The following is a 23,715-nucleotide window of genomic DNA, read 5'->3' as shown; positions in this document are numbered from 1 at the left end:
AGGGGCGGCCCCGAGTGGCTCGCAGGCCCGGGAGGATGAGGGCGCGAGCGGATGCTTATGCGGCTGCGCTGATCCAGCCCCTCTCCGTAGAAGGACGACGCGGCGGCACTGCTTGCACCTCTCGCCGCTCGCCCTTGCTGGCGAGGCGCCAGCGTGCCGGGGATTGGTCGCTGATGCGCTTGAAGACGGTCGAAAAATGCGCCTGCGTGCTGAAGCCGACCGCAAGCGCAATCTCCGCCAGCGGCCGTTCCGTGGTCGCCAGCAGCGTCTTGGCCTGCTCGATCCGGTGATTGAGCAGATATTCGCGGGGCCGGTAACCGGTCGCGACGCGGAACTGCGCCGCAAAGTGCATTCTGGACAGGCCGGCGACCTTGGCGAGTTCGGACAGGCTGATGCAGCGGTGGAAATGATCGGCGACATATTGCTCGACCCGCCGCAGCCGCCATTTCGGCAAGGCATTGACCCTGGCGCGTGGCAATTCCAGGCGCGCCAGATGCATCGCAAGGGTTTGGCCAATGCAGCGCGTGAACTCGCGGTCCGCGGCGTCGCCAAGTTCGATCAGCGCCTTGCCAAGCTCGGCCGCGAGCGGGTCGCGCAACAGGACGAGATCATTCAATCCTTCGGTCGCCGAAGATTGCTCCGGAAAATGATCCGCGGATATGTGGAAGTGCAGGAAGGCGCATGGCGACTGGAATTGCACAGCGACAGGATTCGACGGCGCGGTGAGATACAGTGTGCCCGCGGGCATGGTGCCGTCGAAAATGACCTGACGATCCCGGGTGAGTTTCGCGCGCGTGGCCTTCAGTGCGATGCCGACGAAATACCGATCCTCAGGCGTCGTCGCCTGGTGCGACGAGGTGCTCCGTGGGTCTTCCCATCGCGAGATCGCGATGTCCTCGGCCGCCGCCCCCGTGCGCGGACCGATCTGACGCCATTGACGCTCCCGAATGATCGCCTGTGTTGCCTGGGGGATCTCGCAACCCCCCGAGCCGCCCGGAAATTCAATCCAGGCATCAGCCGCCTGCAAATTGGTCAACATCGTTCGTCCTCTCCGGGCTTTCTCCGCTGTTTGCGACCAGCAAACGCGCAAAGCCCCGCGTTTTCCATGGTGAGAGGATAGGGGTGAGCTGCGCTGCAAGCTCGTTAGTGGTGATTAGGATGTGTTAGTTTTTGTGGGACCCCATCAGGTGCGACATCCCGTCTCAGGAAGCCTCTTTTTTTCAAATTTTATCAGATATTTGCGCATCTCCGACCCGACTCGGGAGAGCGCAGAACATCCCGTGGAGATCGATGCGGCGGTGTGAGTTCTGTGCGGTGCCCTCGCTGGACCTCGCACCAGTGCCGGGTATAGTCACGCCGCATTTCCATGGAGCAGCTGTCAGGATGAGTCAGAAGTGACCGAGCTCTCGGCGGGACACGGCCCCCGCGGCAGCGAGGCCGCGACGATGCTCGATTTCGATACCGTCGCGTTCGGGCCATTTTCGCTTCGGTCGCGGCTGCTGGAGAAGGATGGCTTGCCGGTCAGGCTCGGCAGCCGCGCGATGGATATTTTGCGCCTGCTGGTCAGTCGCGCCGGCGAAGTGGTCCCGAAGGACGAGATTCTCGGCTATGCGTGGTCCGGGCTCTCCGTCGAGGAGATCAGCCTGCGCGTCCATGTTGCGGAGCTGCGCAAGGTGCTCGGCGACGGAAAGGATGGTGCCCGCTACATCACCACCATTCCGGGCCGGGGTTATTGCTTCGTCGCGCCCGTGCGGCGTGGCGGGCGCGCGGAGGTGGCTGCGCCGGCGTCGCCTGCGCCTGGAAGGGCCGAGCCGCCACCGTCGCTGCCGCGCCGATTGGACCGGATGGTCGGGCGGGAGGACGCTGTGGCCGAGTTGGCGGCGCGCTTGCTCCGCGATCGCTTCGTCACGCTGCGAGGACCGGGCGGCATCGGCAAGACCACTGTTGCGACCGCGCTCGCGCACGAGATGTGCGATAGGTTCGACGGCAACGTCCATTTCCTCGAATTTGGTCCGCTTAAGGACGCGGCCCTGGTCGCGAGCACGGTTGCTGCCGCGTTGGGGCTCGTCGTGCACCACGATGATCCCTCGGCCAGCATCGTCAATTTCCTGCGGGACCGCCGATTGCTTCTCGTGCTCGACAGCTGTGAGCACGTCATCGAAGAGGTCGCGCGTCTTGCTGAAAACATCTACCGGGAGGCGCCGGGCATCGTCATCCTCGCAACCAGCCGCGAGTCGCTGCTGGTGGAAGGCGAGCAGATTTTCGAGCTCGTTTCGCTCCTGGGGCCGCCCCAGGGCACCCGCCTCAGTGCCGGCGAGGTGCTGGCCTATCCCGCTGTGCGCCTGTTCGTCGATCGGGCCGTCGCGGCGGGGCATCGCGACGACATCACCGACGAGGATGCCGAAGTTCTGGCCCGGATTTGCGGCAAGCTCGATGGCATCGCGCTGGCGATCGAGCTGGCTGCTGCACGTGTCGGTCTCTATGGACTGCGCGAGATGGCGGCGCTGCTCGACAACCGGCTGCAGCTCGAATGGCGCGGGTGGCGGACGGCGCCGCCGCGGCAGCAGACACTCGGCGCCACGCTCGACTGGAGTTTCGGTCTGATCGGCGAGAGCGAGCGGATCGTGTTTCAGCGCCTCGCCGTCTTCGCAGGTCACTTCACGTTGAAGGGCGCGATAGCAGTCGCGGCCGGGGCGGAGATGCCGGAGGATCGGATCGTCGAGGCGCTGGAGCAACTCGTGGTGAAGTCGCTGGTTTCCACCCAGCCGGACGGCGCATCGCGGCGCTATCGCCTGCTCGACGCAACGCGTGCCTATGCCCTGCAGAAACTGGCCGACGGCGGACAGCTGGCGCAGATCGCGCACCGTCACGCTCTCTATGTTCAATGCACGCTCGAAGCGGGCATGAAGGACAAGGAGGGCAGCGATCATGCGTCGCGATTGCAGGAACGCACGAGCCTGCTCGCCGATGCCCGCGCTGCGCTGCAATGGGCTTATGCCAACGACGAGGGCTCCAGCTTGCGCGTGCCGCTCGCCGGCAGCTGCACAAGGCTGTTCGTCGAACTCAATTTGCTGAACGAGGCGCGCATCTGGTCCGATCGCGCACTCGCAATGCTCGACGAGGCCGACCGGGGCGGCGCATGGGAGCTCGAACTTCAGTCGACGCTCGGTCACGCCTTCATGTTTACCGAACGTAACAGCGAGCAGGCCGAAGCGGCGCTCAGGCGTGGGCTGGAAATAGCGGAAGCGCTTTCCGATCACGCCAACACGTTCAGGCTGTTGTCCCGGCTCAACATGTTCTACCGCCGGACCGGTCGCTATCGGCATCTGGTGCCGACTGCGCTTCATGCCGAGCGGATTGCCCGCGTCATCGGCGATACCGCGGGCATCGCCGGGAGCAAAGCGCTGCTCGGCGTGTCATATCACCTCGCCGGAGATCAGGCCGAGGCGCAAGCCCATCTCGACCAGGGCCTGCGCGACGACGCTGCGCTCCGCGGGACCCGACCCGGGCATTTCGCCTATTCACGCACACCACAGATTCCGCTCGCGCGTGTGCTATGGCTGCGCGGCTTTCCCGATCGCGCGCTTGAATGCGTCCGGCCGCTTGTCGGTGCTTCAGCGCCGCATGACGTGGTCATGCATTGTATCGCATTATGCTGGTCCGCTTCGGTGTTCGGCTGGCTCGGCGACTGGCCGTCAGTCGAGGCCATGACCGATCGCCTGGCCGCGCATGCGAGCATGCACGGACTCGTGCCCTACGAAGCCGTCGCTGCGGGTTTTCGGGCGCAGAGCATGATCGCTCGGGGCGAGGTCGCCGGCGGCGTCGACCTGATGCGGAGTGCGCTTCCACGCCTGCACGCCGATCGCTACGAGCTCTATGCCTCGGCGTTCGCCGCGGATCTGTCCCAAGGTTTGGTCACCTTAGGACGATTGGCGGAAGGCATTCAGGTTCTTCACGAAACCATTCTGCGGGTCGAGCAGGAAGGCGGCGCCTTCGACATGCCCGAGCTGCTCCGTCTGCGGGGAGAGCTGGAGGCCCATGGCGGCAATCTTGACGCGGCCGAGGCAGATCTTGTCGCCTCGATCTCGCTCGCCGAACAGCAGGGCGCATTGTCCTGGCGGCTGCGAACCGAGATGTCGCTGGCGCGGCTTCGAGTCCGGCAGCGCGGGCAAAGTCCGCTCGAACAGCTCGCTCAAACCTATGCCCGGTTCTCGGAAGGGTTCGAGACCGCCGATCTCATTGCTGCACGGGGCATTCTGAACGAGCCGGCGACCTGACCAGTCGAAGCGAATCGCGCGTGCCGCTACTCGAAGACGGCGTCAAAGATCTCGACGTCCATCAGCACGGGCTTGGCGACCACGGTTCCGTCGGGCCGCAGCGTCTGCGCGCGTCGGAGCGTCGGCACCACGATCCCGCCGAAGCTGTCATGGGCCCACGAGTAATGCGCGACCTTCATCCCGAACAGATCGTGATCGGTCCGCCGTTGCAACGCGTTGTCGTCGAAATAGAAGATCTGCTCGGGCGCGAGCGTGATCAGGCCCGGCGGGAACTGCGCCCGCAACCTCCGCCATGACTCGTTGTTCTCCTGCCACGTTGGCAGTTCTTCCACCACGACATCGGGCTGAGCGAGCAGGAATGGATTGGTCAGATAATTCCAGATCGCGACGCCGCAGAAGAAGACGAGATGCAGTTCGTCCACCAGCGTGGGCGAACCGGCCTCGGTGAACGCAAGGCTTGGATTGCGCCAGGTCCGCAGGATCTCACCCTCGAGGCTTTCGATCGTGATCGCGTCCGGCTGAAAAGAGCCGGAGTGTTCGCCTCCGGTGATGCCGGTGAAGCGGACCGACTGCGTGCGGGTCGAGCCCTCCGCCGTCACGTCCTTGAATTCGCTGGCATGTCCGGTGCTGGAGAACAGCGTTCCGGCGACGGAGAGGTGAAGCGTGAACCGGCTCAAGCTATTCCAGCGGGCCATTCCGCCGCTGGCATCAATTACATCGTCAAGAAGCGCCATGTCCCGCCATATCCACCATGAAGTGCCACCACCATGGCGGGGCGGATGCGGCTTGGCGTGTTAGAATTTGTTAGGAGTTGCGAGCGGAAATTCTTGTGGTATCCCGTTGAAGATATTGTCAATTCAGCGCCGCAAGGAGCTCCCTGGCCGCGACGAGATCACGGGTCTGGAGGCCCTCCCGGTAGCGCGCGACCAGCGGGGCGAGCAGGGCGCGTGCGTCTCCGGCTTTTCCGGCCTGGCGCCAGACCCGGCCGAGACTGATGGCCCCCCGCAGCTCCCAGCCGAGCGCGCATTGGCGGCGTGACAGATCGAGCGAGTTCCGGAAAGAGCTTTCGGCCTCCGCGGCATTGCCCGACCGGGCGAGGATGTCGCCCTTGACCCTGAGCATCTCGGGCATGTCGAAGGATTCGCCGTGAGCGGGGATTTCCGCGATGGCACCATTGATGGTCTGCAAGGCTTCGTCGGCCAGGCTCTGCGCCACGAGTCCCTCCGCGAGCGCGGTCGCAAACACCGTGGTCATGATCCGGTGTCGCGTCGCGTACAGCGTAGCCTGGCTGCGGCGGAGATGCTCGATGCCGGCGGCGGCGTCGCCGCGGCGAAGCAGCAGCTCACCCTTCTGGCCGATGCCGACCGCATGATAGGGCCCGAGGAAGTGCCGCGCGGAATGATCGATCAGTCGCTCGATCAGGATTTCCGCATTGGCCAAGTCGCCGACCCAGAGGAACACGTAGATGGTCCAGATCAAGGAAATACCGAGAGTGAGCGGCTGTTCGAGCAGCTCGGCTTCGCGAATGGTGTATCGGGACGCCTCGATCGCACGATCGGGCCGGCCGGTGAGCCAAAGCCCGCGCGCCAGCGCCACCAGTGCGACGATGCGGTCGTCATAGCCGAGATGCCCGATATTCAGCCGCTGCGAGCCGGGATTATGCAACATCGCGCTCTCGCAGAGCTGCACCGCCTTGTCCTGGTTGCCGATCAAATGATGCGCCACGCCCAGCATCCATTCGACGTTCAGCGTGCTGGCAGGATCGTTCAGCTTCCGCGCGACGCTCTCGCCCTGTTCGCCGGTTCCGAGCGCTCCGTGAAAATCCCCGACCCTGGTGAGGTAGATGTGTAGTCCGCGCAGCAGCCAGAGCTGCCAGTGCAGATCCTGGAGCTCCTGGGCGAGCTGGAGACTGCGCGTGAATGCCGAGCGGACCGCTTCGGTATTGCCCTGCGTGAACATCGCGGAGACGCCGAGCGCCGCCTGCAAGATCATTTCATTGCGGCCATCCACCGCGCTCGCGTCGAGGGACGCCAGCGCCTGTTGGGTCCAGCGGTAGCATTCCGTCAGCAATGTCAGCTCGAGAAAGAATTGCGCCGCTGATGCCGCCAGATCCACGCCGATCGTTCGGTCCCCGCCATCTGAAAAGCTCCAGGTCAGCGCGGCCCGGACATTGGGCAGGTGGTCGGCATAGGGAAGGAAGCCGCCCGCCGTCTGCATGCCCGTGGATTTGACGGCGATGTCGCGCAGGAAGTCGCGGAAATATTCGGCGTGGGCGCGTGCGACGCGGTCAGCGTCGCCGTTCTCGACGAGCTTGTCCGCGACGAAGGCACGTGTGGTGTCGAGCAGGCGATAGCGCAGCCGCCGCTCCGCAGGCGAGGTCGCGATCAGCGATTTGGAAAGTAGATTGGAGATCGCCTCGGCGGCTTCTGCCTCGCCGATGCCCTGACAGGATGCAACCGCAAGCGCGGCTTCCAGCGTGAACGGCCCGACGAACGCCGACAATCCGCGCAGCGTTGCGCTTTCGGTTGGCGGCAGCAAATCATAGCTCCAGGCGAGCGCCGCACTCAGGGTGTGGTGCCGCGGGACAGCGGTGCGCCGCCCGCGCCAGAGCAGGGAGAAACGGCTGTCGAGCAGAGACGCGGTCCCGGCAATGCCATAGGCGTTCACACGCCCCGCCGCGAGTTCGATCGCGAGCGCGATGCCGTCGAGCCGACGGCAGATGTCGGCCACGAGCGGCGCATCCTCTTCGCTGAGCTCGAACTCGCTGAGGCTCTCTGCAATGCGTTCCACGAAGAGCTGAGTTGCGGGATAGGCAAGGATGTCGGCGATGCCGAGTCCGTCGCGCTGTGGCGGGCAATCCAGTGGAAACAGCCGATGGACACGCTCACCTTCGGCGCGGAAGGATTCGCGGCTGGTGGCGAGAATATGCAGCCCGCCCGCTTCCCGGACGATACGCTCGGCGAGAGGGGCGAGATCGTCGAGGATGTGCTCGCAGCTGTCGAAGACCAGCAGCATCCGCCGGTTGCGCAGGAACGTCAGCAACCCCGGCATCGGATCGTCGGAATTGACGGTCAGGCCCAACGCGGCCGCAATCGTTCCCGCAACGAGCCGGGTCTCCCTCAGTGCGCCGAAATCGACAAAACACACATGGCCGTCGAAGGCCTGGAACTCGCGATGCGCGACGGCCAGTGCGACCGAAGTCTTGCCGATCCCGCCGGGGCCGACGATCGTGACGAAGCGATGTTGCGCAAGCTCGGCGGAGATTTTCGCGACCGCATCGTCCCGCCCGATCATCTTCGAAAGCGGCGAGGGCAGCGAGCGCGGCCCAGCAACGGGCAGGCTGGTCCGGTTCTCCGATGGGGCTGCCCGGAGCAGCGCGGCCGTGAAGCAATAACCCCGTCCGGGGACGTTGACGACGTAGCGGGAGCCCTCGCCCGCATCGCCCAAGGCCTTGCGCAGCGTCGTGATGTGAAAGCGCAGGCTGCCTTCGTCCACATTCACGTCGGACCAGACCCGCCGGATCAACTCACGCTTGTCCACGACCTCGCCGGCGCGCTCGGCGAGAAAAACGAGAATGTCGAGCGCACGGCCGCCGAGGTAAACCGGGGCGCCGTCCTTCTCGAGCAGCCGCGTCTTTGCGAACAGCCGGAATGGCCCGAAAGCAATGGCCGAATCCTGGTCGTTAGTGTCCGGCACGGGCCAATCATTCCAGTGAAAGAGCTGAACTCTGCACTTTGATCTACCAGAAGGGAACCCAGAGTAAACTGGCCGAAAGTGGCGAAATCGCGTGGGGCGCCGGCAATTGGCCGGCTCTCGCGGCGATCCCTATCAAATTGGCTTAAACGCCAACATCTTGCGAAGCGATCGGGCAACCCGGCGGCGTGCTTGACGGCCAAGCTTACGGCTCGGAGTCCGGTCGTCGTACCCTCATCATAACAGAATCTTGCAACGTCTAACGAGCAATGCGCGCGAACTGCATCCAGTATCCGTTCCGAGTTTGGCGTTAGTTCCAACGGGGAGGCTACGATGTCCGGTTTCAATGCTCGGCCGAATGACGACGTCGTTCGATCTCAATTTGTGGCCAGTTTAGACGATCAGTCGCGTGACTGGGAGCTCGTGCTGCGGGAATCCCACCATCGGATGAAGAACACGCTGACGATACTCGGTGCGTCAGTCCGCCGCGATTTCACCCGAACGGGTACCAGGGATGTGTCGCTTGCAGCGGACCGGCTCGAGCGGCGGATCGTCGCCTTCGGAAGGCTCTATCAACTCCTGTCCGACAATGACGACCATACGGCGATCCCGGTGGCGGCCTTCTTCGAAAATCTGTGCGGAGCGATTTCCGAGGCGGTCCTGGAGCCAGCGGGCATCCGCTGCGAGGCGGCGATCGAGAACGGCACGCTGCCGGCGTCGCAATGCCACCGGCTTGCGCTGATGCTGACGGAGCTGGTGACGAATGCGGCCAAGCACGCCTTCCCGAACAGGAATGACGCAATGATCCGCATCGACATGGCCAATCGCGATGGCGCCTGGTTCTGCACGGTAACAGACAACGGGATCGGCGCGACCGGGCCGCTTCAGGGCACCGGCAGCCGGATTCTCGAAGGACTCGCACGCAGCATTCACGCCCGGCTGCAGGGCGAAGCGGGAGAAGACGGCACACGCGTAACGATCGTGATGCCGATCGCTGCTGCTTGAAGTTCGTCTTAGATCCAACCCAGGGAGTTCGACATGGCCACTACCGAAATCGACCGCGACGCCGCGGCCAATCCTTCCAACAAGTCTGCGAACGAGCGTTCGACATTGCGTGGCGTTGATCAGAGGCTCGAGGTGATCGTGATCCCCGTGTCCGATGTCGATCGCGCCAAGGCCTTCTACGCGCGTCTCGGCTGGCGACTGGACGCCGATTTTGCCTCCGGCGATGATTGGCGCGTGATCCAGTTCACGCCGCCAGGCTCGGCCTGCTCGGTGATCTTCGGCAGGAACGTGACCGCGGCAGCGCCGGGCTCGGTGCGAGGCCTTTACCTGATCGTCTCCGATCTGGAGGCGGCGCGAAAGGATCTGCTCGACCGCGGCATCGAGGTCAGCGCGCCATTCCATGGCGCCGGCGATGTTCACGCGGGAACCGACGAGCCTTATCTCTCCGGCAGCGTTCGGGTCAGCGGTGCTGATCCGAAGCGCGGCAGCTACGGCTCATATGCCTCGTTCAGCGATCCCGACGGCAATGGCTGGCTGTTCCAGGAGGTCACGACGCGATTGCCGGGACGGATCGCGGGCGACGGTACGACATTCGCTTCGCAGGCTGCGCTGGCCGCGGCAGTGCGCCGCGCGGCGGCGGCCCATGGCGAGCACGAAAAGCGGACCGGCGGGCACGATGAGAACTGGGCCGATTGGTACGCCGATTATATCGTCCGCGAGCAGGCGGGCCAGCCGCTGCCGTCCTGAGTGGGACAGCACGGATTCTCCGACTGATGCAAGTCGACGCGGCGCGCGATGAATGAGTTCATCGCGTGCCGTGTTGCTTTGGCCGCGAGCTTCGTGGATCGCCGATCGCTCGCCTCCGTGTTGCGCGGCTCGCAACGGCTAACGCGGTCTAACAACCCATAACGAGCAAATTGCCAAGGCCTGCGCCAATCTCTCTGCATGACGAACCGAGGCGTTGATGTCGAATTCGGTCAGCGTCACCGACCAAAATCAGGGAGATCGAACATGACCACGCAAGCACGTACCGACATTCTCAATCCAGACCGCCGTCAACTGTTGGGCCAGGCCGCGATGACCGCGGTTGCCGCAGGCGTATCGAGCTTGCTGCCGCTGCATTCCGCCAAGGCTGGCGTGAGTGGCGCGGTTCGCCCGTTCCACGTCAGCGTGCCCGAGCAGGATCTGCTCGAACTTCGCCGCCGTCTCGCGGCGACGCGCTGGCCGGATCGTGAGATCGTTGCCGATCAATCGCAGGGCGTGCAGCTGAAGACGGTGCAGCAGCTCGTGAACTACTGGCAGAACGACTACGACTGGCGCAAGATCGAGGCGCGGCTGAATGCCTTGCCGCAATTTGTCACCGAGATCGACGGCGTCGACATCCACTTTATTCACGTTCGCTCGCGTCACGAAAACGCGCTGCCGATGATCGTCACGCATGGCTGGCCCGGTTCGATCATCGAGCAGATGAAGATCGTCGGCCCGCTCACCGACCCCACCGCACATGGCGCGACGGCGGCGGACGCCTTCGATCTCGTGATCCCCTCGCTGCCCGGTCACGGCTTCTCCGGCAAGCCGACGGAGCTGGGCTGGGACCCTCAGCGCGTCGCGCGCGCCTGGACCGTGCTGATGAAGCGGCTCGGCTACAACCGCTATGTCGCGCAAGGCGGCGATTGGGGCAATGCCGTGACGGAACAGATGGCCGTGATCGCGCCGCCCGAGCTGCTCGGCATCCACACCAACATGCCCGCGACCGTTCCGGACGACATCGCCAGGGCGCTTCAGCCCGGCGGATCGCGGCCGTCGAACCTCTCGGCCGACGAGCGTTACGCCTACGATCAGCTCGATGACTTCTACAAGCACGGTCTCGGTTACGCGATCGAGATGTCGAACCGGCCGCAGACGCTCTATGGCCTGGTGGATTCGCCGGCGGGCCTCGCGTCCTGGATGCTCGACCATGATGCGCGCAGCACCGCGATGATTGCTCGGGTGTTCGACGGCAAGACGGAAGGGCTGTCGCGCGACGACGTAATCGACAACATCACGCTCTATTGGCTCACCAACACCGCGGTGTCCTCGGCGCGGCTGTACTGGGAGAACAAGCTGGTGTTCTTCGAGCCCAAGCACATCAAGATCCCGGTCGCCGTCAGCGTCTTCCCGGACGAGATCTACGCCGCCCCGCGCAGCTGGACCGAGAAGGCCTATCCGAAGCTGATGCATTACAACCGCCTCGACAAGGGCGGCCATTTCGCGGCGTGGGAGCAGCCAGCGTTGTTCTGCGCGGAAATGCGCGCCGCCTTCCGACCGCTGCGTCAGTCGATCTGAGACCTGCGGGGACGCGCACTTCCGCGCGTTCCCCTCTTTCCCCACAGACCAGGAATCCAATCATGAACCGCCCCGAACGCACCTTCACGACCAACGAAATCCGCCTGGAACGTCGGCTGCCGTCCTATTGGCGTGTCACCTTCGACATGCCCCCGGTCAATATCTTCGGCCCCAAGCAGCTCCCGCTCCTCGACGACGTCGTCACGGCGATCGAGACCGATCCTGAGGTGAAGGTCGTGGTGTTCGACAGCGCCGTCGAGGGCTTCTTCATTACCCACTACGACTTCCTCGCGCCGCTGGAGGATTCGCTTCGTATCCCGCCCGGGCCGACCGGCCTGCAGGCGCTGCCCGACATGCTGGTGCGTCTCAGCCGCGCGCCGGTCGTTTCGATTGCCTCGATCAGGGGCCGTGCGACCGGCGTCGGCAGCGAGCTGGCGCTCGCGAGCGACATGCGCTTTGCCAGCCGCGAAAAGGCGATCCTGTCGCAATGGGAGGTCGGTGCGGGCCTGGTGCCCGGCGGCGGGCCGATGGCGCGATTGCCGCGCCTGATGGGCCGCGGCCGTGCGCTCGAAGTTCTGCTCGGCGCCGACGACATCCACGGCGATCTCGCCGAACGTTACGGCTATGTGAACCGGTCGTTGCCGGATGCCGAGCTCGACGGCTTCGTCGAGGCGCTGGCCATGCGCATCGCGTCCTTCGACAAGGAGGCGATTGCCGAGACCAAGCGCCTCGTCGACGTCGCGAGCCTGCCGCCGGATGTCGAGATCAAACCGGAATGGGACGCGTTCCTGGCTTCGCTTGGCCGCCCCGCGAGCCAGACCCGCATCAAGGCGCTGATGTCGCGCGGCTTCCATCGCGCCGGGGATGTCGAGAACCGGCTCGGCTTCCACGTCGGACAGATTGGCGCCTAACGGAACCGCTGCGGCGCTCGGCCGGTTGGAACGGCAAGAGGCGGCCGTGCCAATGTCGCTTTCGTCCGGTATCGAGCGCCGGTGCTAAAAAAATCAGCAAGGAGAATTGAGATGATCCGCAAGGCAACAGCAGTCTGGAAGGGCACCGGTCGCGATGGTACCGGTCAGTTATCGAGCGAATCCGGCGTGCTCGCCGCAACACCTTATTCCTTCAAGACCCGCTTCGAGAACGAGAAGGGCACCAATCCCGAGGAATTGATCGCTGCGGCCCATGCCGGCTGTTTCACCATGGCGCTGGCCTTCGGCCTGCAACTCGCCGGTTTCACGCCGGACGAACTCTCGACGGAAGCCGCGGTCACGCTCGAGCCGGAAGGCAAGGGTTTCAAGATCAGCAAATCGGCGCTGACGTTGCGTGCCAAGGTGCCGAACCTCGACGACGCAGGTTTCGCCAGGATTGCCGGCGAGGCCGAGAAGAACTGCCCGGTGTCGAAAGTGCTCAACGCCGAGATCACGCTCGACGCCAAGCTGATGTAGGGCGCGCTCAATTTAAGTCCATCTGGTGCTGGTTGGGGAAGCTGAGGTCGTCTAAGCTTTGGCCTCCATGAGAGGAACTGGATGGACAAATGCCCGGCTTTCGGCTCGGCCGCCAAAAGCATAGGATGCGACGGATGCAGAACGGACAGACGGATCAATCGGGAGTGGAGATATGACAACGGAACGCGCAATTCTGGCCGGAGGCTGCTTCTGGGGCATGCAGGATCTGATCCGCAAGCAGCCGGGCGTGGTCGCCACCCGCGTCGGCTACACCGGCGGCGCGGTGAAGAATGCCACCTACCGCAATCACGAAGGCCACGCCGAAGCGATCGAGATCACCTTCGATCCCGCCAAGACCAGCTTTCGGACCATGCTGGAATTCTTCTTCCAGATCCACGATCCGACCACGCTCAACCGTCAGGGCAATGATTTGGGCACGAGTTACCGCTCGGCGATCTTTTATACCAGCGACGAACAGAAGCGGATCGCCAGGGATACGATTGCAGACGTCGAGGCCTCCGGTTTCTGGCCTGGCAAGGTCGTGACCGAGGTCGCGCCCGCGGGCGAGTTCTGGGAAGCCGAGCCGGAGCATCAGGATTATCTCGAACGTTATCCTGACGGGTACACCTGCCACTTCATCCGCCCCGACTGGAAGCTGCCGCGGCGCGGGGCTGCAGCGGCAGGCTAGGCTAGTGAGCGCGCGTTCAGGTTCGCAATTGCGCGACCAGATCGCGGGCAACGCGCATATCGACGAAGTCTGAGCCCTCGGCAAACGCTCCGCAGACATGATCGAGAACCGCCAGAGCGTTCGCGCTCTGGCCAGCCCCGATCATCAACCGCGCCAGGCTGACCGCGCTTCGCAGCTCCCAGAAGCGCGCGCCTTGCTGGACGGCAATGTCCATGGCCTCGCGAAAGCCCGTCTCGGCATCCTCTGAATGCCGGGCGCTCCTGAGCATCAACTCTCCCTTGATGCGGATCAGCTCCGGCAGATACCAGAGCTCCTGCCGGTCGTTGCAGCGGGTCAGGACATCCTCGATCACGTCGAGCCCGCGATCGACCTGGTCGGCCTCTCCGGAACACGCGGCGAGCTCGCCGAGCAGGGGTAGAAAGCGCGGCAGGAAGCGCGCATCGCCGGCGCGATTGAGCTCCTCGCGCAGCAGCGGCAGGCCGGTCGTGACGTCGCCGCGCCTGACCATGACTGCGGCGTTGAAGGCCCGTGCCCACAGGCCCCACAGCCGGATGGCGTGGCGCTCGGTGTGTTCGAGCAGCTCGATGCCGTGACGCTCCGCGGCGTCGAAATCGCCGGACCAGAAGGCGATCGGACAGGCGGCTTGTCCGAGTACGCTGCAGAAGGTCAGCGCGTGGCCATTGGCGCGGCCTTCCTCGATGTTTCTGGCCGTGAGGGCCTGTGCCTGATCGGCCAGGCCCTGAAGCCACAGGATGCGAGCCCGAAAATATTGCGTCGAGATTCTCAGATCGAGCGGGAAGATCTTCGGCTTCTCCGCCAGTACATGCAGCGAGGCATTGACCCGGTCGATGCGCAGCCGAGCCTCGTTCTGATCCCCGAGATAGTGCAGCGCCACGGCCATCAGCCGGTCGCCCAGCATGACATCGGTCCTGTCGGACGAGTTCGCAGCTGCGTTCGCAAAGCGATCGGCGAGCGCACGGGCCTTGCCGAACTGTCCGTTGTTGAACTGGTCGATGCACAAGCCCCAGAGCGCGCGCAGCCTGAAATCCTTGTCGTCGAGCCTGTCAGCCAGCTCGAGGGTCGTATCGAGGATCGGTCGCGCCTCCCGCGCGCGACCCTCGCCATACATGAGCGACCAGCCGAGCGCCGACAGGAGCTGCATGCGGATGCGGTCGTCGTCGGCGGTGTCTCCGAGCGCCGCGAGGGCCGTTCTGCTGCGCTCACGGCATTCCGCGAACAGCGAGAGACGCACCCACAGGGTGACCGCGGCCGCCGTCAGCGCGACACCGAGCCTCGCCTCGCCGTCGGGCCCGAACGCCCAGTCCAACGCCGCACGCACATTGTCCAGCTCCGCGCCATAGATGCTCAGCCATTCGGGCAGCGGCGTCGAAATATCGGCCTCCGCGCGCTCGAATAAATCGCGAAAATGCTCGGCATGACGCCGCGCGAACTGCCTGGCTTCGTCGAGCTCGTTGAGTTTTCCGTATGCATAGGTGCGCGTGGTGTCGAGCAGCCGATAGCGCAGCGTCCGCGAGCCGGACGGCGAAATTAGCGACTTGGTTACCAGGCTGTCGATTGCTTCGAGAGTCTCGGATGCGTTGAGGCCGTCACCGGACGCGACCGCCGCAGCCGCCTCCGGCGCGAAAGGCCCGGCAAAGACCGACAGGCGTCGCAGCGTGGCGCTCTCCGCGGCAGGCAGAAGGTCGTAGCTCCAGTCGAGAGCCGCTGCGAGCGTCTGGTGCCGTGGCACGGCGGTGCGCCGTCCCCGCCATTGCAGCGAAAAGCGGCTGTCGAGCAGAGTTGCCGTCCCGGCGATGCCGTAAGCATTGACGCGGCCCGCCGCGAGCTCGATCGCCAGCGCGATGCCGTCGAGGCGCCGGCAGATGCTCGCGACGAGGGGGGCCTCTTCCGCGCTGAGCTGGAACGGGCCCGAGCTCTGCGCAATGCGCTCCACGAAGAGTTGAGCCGCAGGGTAGGCAAGGATCTCGTCGACGGCAAGCCCTTCGCGCTCGGGCGGACAATCCAGCGGGAACAGCCGGAAAATCCGCTCGCCTTCGCTCCGGAACGACTCGCGGCTGGTTGCGAGAACACGAAGCTGCGGTGCTTCGCGAACGATGCGCTCGACGAGCGGCGCCAGATTGTCCAGCACATGTTCGCAACTGTCGAAGATCAGAAGGGCCCGGCCGGTCTTGAGAAACGTCAGCAGGGCCGGCGTCGGATCCTCCGCGCTGATGGTCAGTCCGAGCGCCGAAGCAATGGTGGTCGCGATGTGACTGGCATCCCTCAGCGGACCGAAATCGACAAAGAAGACTCGCCCGGCGAAATCCTGGGAACGGCGATGCCCGACGGTGACCGCGACCGAGGTCTTGCCGATACCGCCCGGGCCGACGACGGTCATGAAGCGATAGAGCGAAAGTCCGTTCGAGATCTTCTCGATGACATCTTCCCGGCCGACCATCCTCGTGAGCTGAGCGGGCAGCGAGCGGGGAGGAGCGGCTTCGGCCGGGAGCGGTGCGGCCGGCGCAGCTGCTTGAGCGAACGAGGCGACAAAACAATAGCCTCGGCCGGGCACGTTGACGACGTAACGGGCCGACTTGCCGGTGTCGCCGAGTGCCTTGCGTAGCGCCGCGACGTGAAAGCGCAGGCTGCCCTCGTCGACATTAACGCCGGCCCAGATGCGCTTGACGAGCTCTCTCTTGTCGACGACTTCTCCGGGGCGTCCTGCAAGGAAGATGAGAATGTCGAGCGCGCGGCCGCCGACATGAAGCGGCGAGCCCTCCTTCTCCAAGAGTCGGGACTTCGGAAACAGTCGAAATGGCCCAAAGGAAATGGCCGAGTCTTCGCTATGATCTGGCACGCGCCATCGCCCCCTCGAAGGGAGTCAAAAGGTATTACTTTCTCGTCTACCAGAACGAGGCGTACAGTAAACTGGCCGAAAGCAGTGGGCAGGGCTGGCAGCCCTGCGTGGACGGCTTGGGTCGGCGCGCTCGCCGAATAACGCTTGGAAAGTAAAGAGTTAGGCCGATGTGACAATGCGGTGACGCCGGGGCTCGCCCAGATGGAGCATTGACTGTCATGCCGGATTGCTGCGATGGCATCGTCCGGGAGCCGGTCCCGCCACCACATTGACTGCCGACTTCCGGAATTTCCAGCATGGCCTCTTTCACGCGGCGACAGTTCGTGCACGCGTTGACAAGCGCAGCGGCGCTCGCCGCGCTTCCCCGCAGCGGACAAGCCGCCAACTATCCGTCTCGTCCCATTCGCCTGGTGATTCCCTACGGAGCCGGCGGATCGGGTGACCAGATCGCGCGCCCCTGGGTGGACAAGATGTCGTCGCTGCTCGGGCCGACCTTCGTCGAATATATCGGCGGCGCGGGCGGCTCCATCGGGACCGCGGCGGTCGCGCGTGAGGAGCCCGACGGCTATTCGCTGCTGCTCGGCAACGGCAGCACTCAGGTCATCATTCCCATGACGTCGGCGAATCCCGGATATTCCGTTGGCGATTTCCGCGCCATCTACCGCCTGATCAACAGCGCATTGGTTTTCGCCGTCAATCCTTCGGTGCCTGCCGCAAACCTGCGCGAGTTGATCACCTATGCGAAAGCCAATCCAGGAAAGCTGTCCTATGGCACGCCGGGGATCGCCACCGGAAACCATCTGGTCGGCGAATCCTTCAAGCAGCAGGCCGGCGCGCTGGACATCGTCCACGTGCCCTATCGGGGCATTGCGCAGGCGACCAACGACCTCGTCAGCGGCCAGATATCGCTCGTCATTGCCGTCATGTCCGTTCAATTGCAGCAGCTGGCCCAAGCGGGGAAAGTCAGGCTGCTCGCGGTCACCACCGAAACGCGGCTGAGCGGCGCGCCGGAGATCCCGACCGCCGTCGAATCCGGCATGCCCGGCATCCGGTATGAGGGATGGTTCGGTCTGTTCGCACCCAAGCACACCGACGATGCGATCATCGACCGGATCGCGCAGGCGACGCGGCTCGCCATGGCCGATACGGCGCTTCTGGCGAGCTATCGCGCCCAGGGCATGGAGCCGGACGACGATTCAAGCCCGGACAAATTCCAGCGCATCGTGGAGGCCACATCCGCAAGCCTCGCGCCCCTGATCAAATCGATCGGGCTGAGCAATTTGTGAGGCCGCTCAGCTGTCGGCGCGCGTAACAATACGCGCCGTCAGCGTGACGAGGCCCATCAGCGCGGTCAGGAGCCAGAACGCCACCGGCAATCCGCCAAGACGTGCCACGAAGCCGACACCGGCGGGGCCGACGAGAACGCCGGCGTAGCCGGCGGTCGTGATCGCCGCGACGGCGAGCCCGGTGGGCATCACCGTCTGCCTCGCCGCCCGGCGGAACAGCACCGGCACGAGGTTCGATGCGCCGAGGCCGATGAGCAGGAAGCCGCCTACGGCGACCGCCACGAGGGGAGCGGTGAGCAGGACCACGAAACCCGCGATCGCAATCAGGCTGCCCCAGAACAATGTCGTGCGGTCTCCGATGCGTGCGACGACGGCGTCGCCGGCGAGCCGCCCGATCGTCATCGCGACCGAGAACACGATGTAGCCGATCCCGCCTTGCGCTTCGGAAACGAGACCCGCCCCGATGACGAGCAACGCGCCCCAATCAAGCATCGCGCCTTCGACCAGGAAGGTGATGGCGCAAAGCAGCGCGAGCAGGAGCACGGCGCCATGCGGCAGCACGAACAGCGGTCCTTCCTGCACCTGCACGGAGCGAAGCAGCCGCGGCCAGGCTGCCAGCATCGCGATCAGCATCAGGACGGAGCAGATCAGCGTGCAAGCGAGCGCACCGAGTTGCAGCGAGAGCAGTGCGGTCATGAGCGCGGCCCCGGCGAAGCCGCCGATGCTGAACAGCGCGTGGAAGCCGGACATCAGCGGACGTCCCGCGGCGCGCTCCACCTCAACCGCGTGGATGTTCATGGCGACGTCGATGGAGCCAAGCGCGGCGCCAAATGCGAGCAGTGCCAGCGCCAGCGTCATGGGCGAGCTCGCGATTGTCAGCAGAGGCAGGACCAGGGCAAGAGCGAGCCCGCCCGCAATGATGATCGGCTTGCTGCCATAGCGCGCGCTCAGCACGCCGGTCAGAACCATCGCGATGACCGAGCCGATGCCGAGGCTGAGCAGGAGCAGTCCGAGGATGCCGTCGTCGACGGCGAGCCTCGCCTTCGCGAACGGCACCAGCGGTGCCCAGCACGAGATGCCGAAGCCCGCGACGAGGAAGGCAAGCCTGGTCGCAAGGCGTGTCGCTGGCCTGTCGGCAGAAGACATGGGAACTCCGGGGAGGGGGAATCAGGGCAGGGGCAATCGACAAGCCTCGCAATTGTCGCGTCTTTATGTCCGCGGCGGACTCGAAGTGTCGCAGGCGGCCCCTGGGCGGCCGGAACGCCAGTGCGAACCAAGGAGTGAGGCTTCGTAGCCCGGATGGAGCGCAGCGCAATCCGGGGCCGCTCGCGCCGTGTTTCGCACCTTCCCGGATTACGCTTGCGCTCCATCCGGGCTACGGGACCTCGCCTGTGTCGCGCCTCTGTCAATCCGCCCGCGTAAAAATATTCCACTTTACCGAAATTCGGAAATGACGTATATGTCGCCCATCCCGGCTCATCCTTGAGGGGCGATCTTGTGGTCGTCACGTTCGCGAGCCGGGCTTGCGGTGGACGCGGCAGCGTTCGGGTGCGAGAGGCCAAGGGCAGGGCGGATTGCTCTCCGTGAGCCCATGGCTTCGTTCCGACGAGCGGCGCTGTTAGGTTCGTCTCGTCTGTAAGTTTCCGGCTCCGTCGACAGGGCTGGAAAAACTGCGGCGAAATGGCGGGCCGTGCGTACGGCAAAACCGTGTGGTCCTGGCCGTCGTTGCTACGGTCAAGCCCTGGCGGATGCGGCATCTGCGTCAACCGGCGCGATGCCGGTGACTTTCGCGAAGGCGAGGGAGGCCAAAGAGAACTCGGCTCCCGGGAGAGCACGGCATAAGCCGTCCAACCATCGCGCAGGGAAGGCCGAGTGATTGGCACCACCTGTATGCTGCTGTGCGGTTTTCCTGCGTGTGCTTTTCGCGCAGCGGACCGCGGGTGCGAGGTCAGCACCCGGCCTTCCCTGCGCCCTCTTGGAATAGAGGGTGGAATGACGAAGCAAAGCTCGGGCGAAACGCGCCGCGAGGCTGCGAGCTGTGTCTGCAATTGGAAAATGAACGCGATGAATATCCGCTCTCGCGCCCCGGACGCAGCGCAGCGCTCTTGCGGTGCGCTGCAGAGCCGGGGCCCATGTCTCCGCATTGTACCGTGTCGCCCCTGGGTCCCGGCTCTGCGCAGCAACGCCATAAGCGCGTTTACGCGCGTCTTCGACACGCTATGCGCGTTGCAGCGCGTCCGGGACACGAGCCTAGCCTCCAAGTATCCGCCGGCAAGCGTCGACGAACACCTGGGCGCCGGTGACGATGTCGGCGTCGGCGGTGTTCTCGGTCCAGTGATGGCTGATGCCGCCGATCGACGGCACGAACAGCATGCCCGCGGGCATGATTGTCGCCAGCATCTGCGCGTCGTGGCCGGCGCCGCTGGGCATGCGGATGGACCGTCCGCCGGCCAGCGCCTTGCTCGCGGCTTCGATCGCGTCCTGGATGCCCGCGTTCATCATGGCCGGCGCGCCGGTACGCAGTTTTTCCACGGTGACGGTGCAGGGGCCGTTCGCGCCGACCTCGTTCGCCATCGTGCGCAGCAACTCCTCCAGCCGCGCGATGACCGATGGATCGTCGTCGCGGATCTGGAACAGCATTTCGGCACCACCCGGAATGATGCTCGGCGCGCCCGGATCGAGCGTGATGCGGCCGGTGGTCCAGACCGTGCGCGGGCCGCAGCTATCGGGGAAACGCTGGTCGATTGCGACGCAGAACTTTGCCAGCGCCAGCCCGGCATCCTTCCGTGCAGCCATGCGGGTGGTGCCGGCGTGATTCTGCTCACCGACGAAATTGATCTGGTACTGCCAGATGCCGACGATGGAGGTGACGACGCCGATCGCGAGGCGGCCGCTTTCGAGCGTGTCGCCCTGCTCGATATGCGCTTCCAGATATCCGACATGCCGGCCCGGCTCCGCGGTGATGCGCGGTCGTCCTGCGAGCCCCATGTCGGCGAGCGCGTCCCGCATGGTGCGGCCGCTGGTACGGTCGCATGCGGCATCGATGTCGGCCTCGGTCACTTGCCCGACATAGGAGCGCGACCCGAGGAAGTGCCCAAAGTGTCCTTCCTCGTCGCACCAGGCGGCAATTTCGATCGCGCCTTTGAGCGAGGGATCGCCGTTGAGCACGCGGGCCGCTTCGAGCGCGTAGACGACACCGAGCGGACCGTCGAGCCAGCCGGCGTAGTTCTGGCTTTCGAGATGCGATCCCGCGAGCAGCTTGGGTCCCGGCTTTACGCTGGTGCCGAAGACGTTGCCGATGCCGTCGATCGCGGCGGTGAGGCCCGCGTCGGGCAGATTCTGCACCAGCCAATCCAGCGAAAGCTTGTGCGGCTCGGAGAAGGTCGGCTTGTGTACGCCGGTCTTGTAGGCGCCGATGGCACGGAGCGCATTGAGATCGGCGAGAACGCGCATCCCGTTTGCGCGCGAAAAAGAGTCAGGCATGTTCGGCAACCTTCAACGCCTCGGTGCGGATCTCCTCGACCAGCCGTTCCTTCAACTGGACGAATTCGGGCGTGGTCTTGATCTTGTAGGACCGCGGATGCGGCAGGTTCACGTTGATCTCGGCCTTGATGCGGCCGGGACGCGCGCTCATGACGATGACGCGGCTGCCGAGGAAGATCGCTTCCTCGATGTCGTGGGTCACGAACAGCACGGTCTTCTGGTCGCGCTCCCAGATCCCGAGCAGCATCTCCTGCATCAGGGCGCGGGTCTGGTTGTCGAGCGCGCCGAAGGGCTCGTCGAGCAGCAGGATCTTGGGGTCATTGGCGAGCGCGCGTGCGATCGCGGTGCGCTGCTGCATGCCGCCGGAGAGCTGTTTTGGCCAATGCTTCTCGAAGCCGGACAGACCGACCTGGCGGATGAAGGCATCGGCGACCTTGTTTCGCTCCGCCTCGGGCATGCCACGCTCGCGCAGGCCGAAGGCGATGTTCTCGCGCACGGTCAGCCAGGGAAACAGCGTGTAGGACTGGAACACCATGCCGCGGTCGGCGCCGGGGCCGGTCACCTCGCGTCCATCGAGCACCACGCGTCCGCCGGTCGGGCGATCGAGGCCGGCGACGATGCGAAGCAGCGTGGACTTGCCGCAGCCGGAAGGGCCGAGGATGGTGACGAAGTCGTTGTTGCCGATCACAAGGTCGGTCGGCTCCAGCGCCTTGGTCGGGGCGTTGCCGTGGCGCGCGGGAAAGGTTCGCGAGACCTGTTCGATCTTGAGGATCGTCATGCGAGCCTCCAGGGAAACAGCCACGCGTTGAACGCCTTGAACAGGAAGTCCGAGACGAGGCCGATCAGCCCGATCACGATGATGCCGAAGATGATCTGGCCGGTGTTGAGCAGCGCCTGGCTGTCGGTGATCATGTGGCCGATGCCGGAGGAGGAGCCGATCAGTTCGGCGACGATGACGTAGGTCCAGGCCCAGCCCAGCACCAGCCGCAGGATCTCGGCAATCTCCGGCGCGGAGGAGGGCAACAGCACGCGGCGGATGATGCCGCGGTCGCTGGCCCCCAGCGTATAGGCCGCCTCGACCAGATCGCGCCGCGTCGTGCCGACGGTGACCGCGATCATCAGGATGATCTGGAACACCGAGCCGATGAAGATGACGAGCAGCTTCTGCAGTTCGCCGATGCCGGCCCACAGGATCAGGAGGGGAATGAAGGCGGAGGCCGGCAGATAGCGCGCAAAGGAGACGAACGGTTCGAGGAACGCCTCGACCGGCTTGTAGGCGCCCATCAGCACGCCGAACGGCACGGCGATGAGTGCGGCCAGCACGAAGCCGCCGACGACGCGCCAGATCGTCATGCCGATGTCGACCAGGAAGCCCTGTTTGATGATCAGATCGACGCCTTCCTGCACCATGGTCAGCGGGTTGGCGAGGAACACTTTCGACACGTGGCCGCCGAAGGTCGCCCAGGACCAGAGGGCAACGAACACCACGAAGAACGCAAGGCCGTAAGCCACGCGCTGCCTTGACGTCACGGGATCGAGGGGACGCATCAAACTGTCTATCCGGGCGGTGAACAAGTTTGCCGGCCCCGCCGCGAGACGGGGCCGGCGGCTCCTGGGAGATTTACTTGATGTAGCTGGCGTCGAAGAGATCCTCGACCTTCGGCGCGGCCTTGATGATGCCGATCTCCAGCAGGAGGTCGGCGGCCTCCTTGTTGAAGGTCAGGAAATCGCCGGCGAAGAATTTCTGGTTCGCGGCCTTGTCCTGCCAGCGCAGATACTTCGCCGAGTTGCCGAACGCCTCGCCGGTCTGCTTCACGTCGGCGCCCATGATCTCGTAGGCCTTGGCCTGGTCCTTGGCGATCATGTCGAGGGCCTCGAAATAGCTGTCGGCGAGCGCCTTGGCGGCCTTCGGGTTCTCGGTGAGGAATTTCGGTGTGCAGCCGAACGTGTCCATGACCATCGGATAGTCGAGCGTGGTGGCGATGATCTTGCCCTTGTCGGGGGCGGCACGAACCGTCGACAGATACGGCTCATAGGTCATCGCGGCATCGTTCTGGCCGGAGACGAAGGCCTGCGCGGCGGCGGCCGGCTCGAGGTTCACGACGGTGACGTCCTTCACCGACAGGCCGTTCTTCTTGAGCATCCAGGCCAGCGCGAAATAGGGCGAGGTGCCGGGCGCGGAAGCAGCAACCGTCTTGCCCTTCAGATCCTTGATCGCGGCGAGATCGTTGCGCACGGCCATGCCGTCGGCGCCGTAGCTCTTGTCGAGCTGGAAGATCTGCTTGGTCGCGACGCCGTTGGCGTTCCAGGAGATCCAGGTCTCCACGGTCGTTGCCGCGCACTGGACGTCGCCGGACGCGATTGCCAGATGGCGATCCTTCTGCGGAATCTTCTTGATGGTGACGTCGAGGCCGTTCTTTTTGAAGATGCCGGCCTCCTTCGCCAGGGTCAGCGGCGCGAAGCCGGTCCATCCGGAGATACCGACGCCGACCTTGACGTCGTCGGCGAGCACGGGGGTGGAGACCGTAAGCGCAATGACTGCCGCAAATACTTTCGAACTACGCATGATTGTCGTCCTCTTGCCGATCGATGGATTGACGTCCTGTTGATCTTGGTCGGTCCGCGTGGACCGCTGCCCGAAACGTTGCACGATTTG

At 64.7% G+C, this 23,715-nt stretch carries 17 protein-coding genes; 8 read left to right on the top strand and 9 right to left on the bottom strand.

Annotated elements, in window-relative coordinates; translation table 11 throughout:
- Positions 1–55: 55 nt before the first annotated feature.
- Positions 56–1,039, bottom strand: a complete 984-nt coding sequence (locus tag BRA471DRAFT_RS26950; RefSeq protein WP_007613050.1) for a helix-turn-helix domain-containing protein — start codon at positions 1,037–1,039, stop codon at positions 56–58.
- Positions 1,040–1,394: 355 nt separating this feature from the next.
- Between BRA471DRAFT_RS26950 and BRA471DRAFT_RS26945 the strand changes: the two genes are divergently transcribed.
- Entirely contained in the window at positions 1,395–4,277 is a 2,883-nt protein-coding gene (locus BRA471DRAFT_RS26945) for a winged helix-turn-helix domain-containing protein (RefSeq protein WP_007613048.1), read from the top strand.
- Between the two features lie 26 nt (positions 4,278–4,303).
- Here BRA471DRAFT_RS26945 and BRA471DRAFT_RS26940 read toward each other — a convergent pair whose 3' ends face one another.
- Positions 4,304–5,011, bottom strand: a complete 708-nt coding sequence (locus BRA471DRAFT_RS26940) for a hypothetical protein (RefSeq protein WP_007613047.1) — start codon at positions 5,009–5,011, stop codon at positions 4,304–4,306.
- A gap of 118 nt (positions 5,012–5,129) precedes the next feature.
- On the bottom strand, positions 5,130–7,973 hold the full coding sequence (locus BRA471DRAFT_RS26935) for a winged helix-turn-helix domain-containing protein (RefSeq protein ID WP_007613046.1): 2,844 nt from the start codon (positions 7,971–7,973) through the stop codon (positions 5,130–5,132).
- Between the two features lie 330 nt (positions 7,974–8,303).
- Here BRA471DRAFT_RS26935 and BRA471DRAFT_RS26930 point away from each other — a divergent pair, with 330 nt between their 5' ends.
- From BRA471DRAFT_RS26930 to msrA, 6 genes are all read left to right on the top strand, one after another.
- Positions 8,304–8,975 (top strand): sensor histidine kinase, encoded by a 672-nt coding sequence (locus tag BRA471DRAFT_RS26930; protein WP_007613045.1) that lies wholly within the window; start codon positions 8,304–8,306, stop codon positions 8,973–8,975.
- Between the two features lie 33 nt (positions 8,976–9,008).
- Positions 9,009–9,722, top strand: coding sequence for a VOC family protein (locus tag BRA471DRAFT_RS26925; protein WP_007613037.1), 714 nt, complete (start codon positions 9,009–9,011; stop codon positions 9,720–9,722).
- 264 nt (positions 9,723–9,986) lie between these two features.
- On the top strand, positions 9,987–11,300 hold the full coding sequence (locus tag BRA471DRAFT_RS26920; RefSeq protein ID WP_007613036.1) for an epoxide hydrolase family protein: 1,314 nt from the start codon (positions 9,987–9,989) through the stop codon (positions 11,298–11,300).
- A gap of 62 nt (positions 11,301–11,362) precedes the next feature.
- Positions 11,363–12,211 carry an enoyl-CoA hydratase/isomerase family protein gene (locus BRA471DRAFT_RS26915; protein ID WP_007613033.1) on the top strand — a complete coding sequence of 283 codons (849 nt, stop codon included), beginning with the start codon at positions 11,363–11,365 and terminating at the stop codon, positions 12,209–12,211.
- Between the two features lie 111 nt (positions 12,212–12,322).
- Positions 12,323–12,745, top strand: a complete 423-nt coding sequence (locus BRA471DRAFT_RS26910; RefSeq protein WP_007613030.1) for an OsmC family protein — start codon at positions 12,323–12,325, stop codon at positions 12,743–12,745.
- Positions 12,746–12,917: 172 nt separating this feature from the next.
- Positions 12,918–13,433 (top strand): peptide-methionine (S)-S-oxide reductase MsrA, encoded by a 516-nt coding sequence (msrA, locus tag BRA471DRAFT_RS26905; RefSeq protein ID WP_007613028.1) that lies wholly within the window; start codon positions 12,918–12,920, stop codon positions 13,431–13,433.
- A gap of 16 nt (positions 13,434–13,449) precedes the next feature.
- On the opposite strand, the gene BRA471DRAFT_RS26900 is transcribed toward msrA, so the two are convergent.
- Complete coding sequence (locus BRA471DRAFT_RS26900; RefSeq protein ID WP_007613026.1) at positions 13,450–16,290, bottom strand: winged helix-turn-helix domain-containing protein; 2,841 nt, start codon at positions 16,288–16,290, stop codon at positions 13,450–13,452.
- A 296-nt stretch (positions 16,291–16,586) separates the two neighbouring features.
- Between BRA471DRAFT_RS26900 and BRA471DRAFT_RS26895 the strand changes: the two genes are divergently transcribed.
- Positions 16,587–17,576, top strand: coding sequence for a tripartite tricarboxylate transporter substrate binding protein (locus BRA471DRAFT_RS26895; protein ID WP_007613025.1), 990 nt, complete (start codon positions 16,587–16,589; stop codon positions 17,574–17,576).
- A gap of 6 nt (positions 17,577–17,582) precedes the next feature.
- Here the strand turns inward: BRA471DRAFT_RS26895 and BRA471DRAFT_RS26890 are convergent, their stop codons facing one another.
- From BRA471DRAFT_RS26890 to BRA471DRAFT_RS26870, 5 genes are all read right to left on the bottom strand, one after another.
- Positions 17,583–18,722 (bottom strand): MFS transporter, encoded by a 1,140-nt coding sequence (locus BRA471DRAFT_RS26890; RefSeq protein ID WP_007613023.1) that lies wholly within the window; start codon positions 18,720–18,722, stop codon positions 17,583–17,585.
- A 1,104-nt stretch (positions 18,723–19,826) separates the two neighbouring features.
- A complete protein-coding gene (locus BRA471DRAFT_RS26885; RefSeq protein ID WP_007613021.1) occupies positions 19,827–21,059 on the bottom strand; it encodes a Zn-dependent hydrolase in 1,233 nt (410 codons plus the stop codon).
- Entirely contained in the window at positions 21,052–21,837 is a 786-nt protein-coding gene (locus BRA471DRAFT_RS26880) for an ABC transporter ATP-binding protein (protein WP_007613016.1), read from the bottom strand. Before BRA471DRAFT_RS26880 ends, BRA471DRAFT_RS26885 begins: the two co-directional genes overlap by 8 nt.
- Entirely contained in the window at positions 21,834–22,607 is a 774-nt protein-coding gene (locus tag BRA471DRAFT_RS26875; protein WP_007613015.1) for an ABC transporter permease, read from the bottom strand. The genes BRA471DRAFT_RS26880 and BRA471DRAFT_RS26875 overlap by 4 nt, the downstream gene beginning before the upstream one ends.
- Positions 22,608–22,680: 73 nt before the next feature.
- Positions 22,681–23,625, bottom strand: coding sequence for an ABC transporter substrate-binding protein (locus BRA471DRAFT_RS26870; protein ID WP_007613014.1), 945 nt, complete (start codon positions 23,623–23,625; stop codon positions 22,681–22,683).
- Positions 23,626–23,715: the final 90 nt, after the last annotated feature.

This window comes from Bradyrhizobium sp. WSM471 (assembly GCF_000244915.1).
Taxonomy (GTDB): Bacteria; Pseudomonadota; Alphaproteobacteria; order Rhizobiales; family Xanthobacteraceae; genus Bradyrhizobium.
Note: the sequence above shows the minus strand (reverse complement) of the source record. Positions and strands in the feature narration are given on the sequence as shown.

Bases quoted from the DNA above. Each gene is read 5' to 3' on its own strand.
- BRA471DRAFT_RS26950 (WP_007613050.1), bottom strand. From the start codon at position 1,039: ATGTTGACCAATTTGCAGGCGGCTGATGCCTGGATTGAATTTCCGGGC.
- BRA471DRAFT_RS26940 (WP_007613047.1), bottom strand. From the start codon at position 5,011: ATGGCGCTTCTTGACGATGTAATTGATGCCAGCGGCGGAATGGCCCGC.
- BRA471DRAFT_RS26930 (WP_007613045.1), top strand. From the start codon at position 8,304: ATGTCCGGTTTCAATGCTCGGCCGAATGACGACGTCGTTCGATCTCAA.
- BRA471DRAFT_RS26925 (WP_007613037.1), top strand. From the start codon at position 9,009: ATGGCCACTACCGAAATCGACCGCGACGCCGCGGCCAATCCTTCCAAC.
- BRA471DRAFT_RS26920 (WP_007613036.1), top strand. From the start codon at position 9,987: ATGACCACGCAAGCACGTACCGACATTCTCAATCCAGACCGCCGTCAA.
- BRA471DRAFT_RS26915 (WP_007613033.1), top strand. From the start codon at position 11,363: ATGAACCGCCCCGAACGCACCTTCACGACCAACGAAATCCGCCTGGAA.
- BRA471DRAFT_RS26910 (WP_007613030.1), top strand. From the start codon at position 12,323: ATGATCCGCAAGGCAACAGCAGTCTGGAAGGGCACCGGTCGCGATGGT.
- msrA (WP_007613028.1), top strand. From the start codon at position 12,918: ATGACAACGGAACGCGCAATTCTGGCCGGAGGCTGCTTCTGGGGCATG.
- BRA471DRAFT_RS26895 (WP_007613025.1), top strand. From the start codon at position 16,587: ATGGCCTCTTTCACGCGGCGACAGTTCGTGCACGCGTTGACAAGCGCA.
- BRA471DRAFT_RS26890 (WP_007613023.1), bottom strand. From the start codon at position 18,722: ATGTCTTCTGCCGACAGGCCAGCGACACGCCTTGCGACCAGGCTTGCC.
- BRA471DRAFT_RS26885 (WP_007613021.1), bottom strand. From the start codon at position 21,059: ATGCCTGACTCTTTTTCGCGCGCAAACGGGATGCGCGTTCTCGCCGAT.
- BRA471DRAFT_RS26880 (WP_007613016.1), bottom strand. From the start codon at position 21,837: ATGACGATCCTCAAGATCGAACAGGTCTCGCGAACCTTTCCCGCGCGC.
- BRA471DRAFT_RS26875 (WP_007613015.1), bottom strand. From the start codon at position 22,607: ATGCGTCCCCTCGATCCCGTGACGTCAAGGCAGCGCGTGGCTTACGGC.
- BRA471DRAFT_RS26870 (WP_007613014.1), bottom strand. From the start codon at position 23,625: ATGCGTAGTTCGAAAGTATTTGCGGCAGTCATTGCGCTTACGGTCTCC.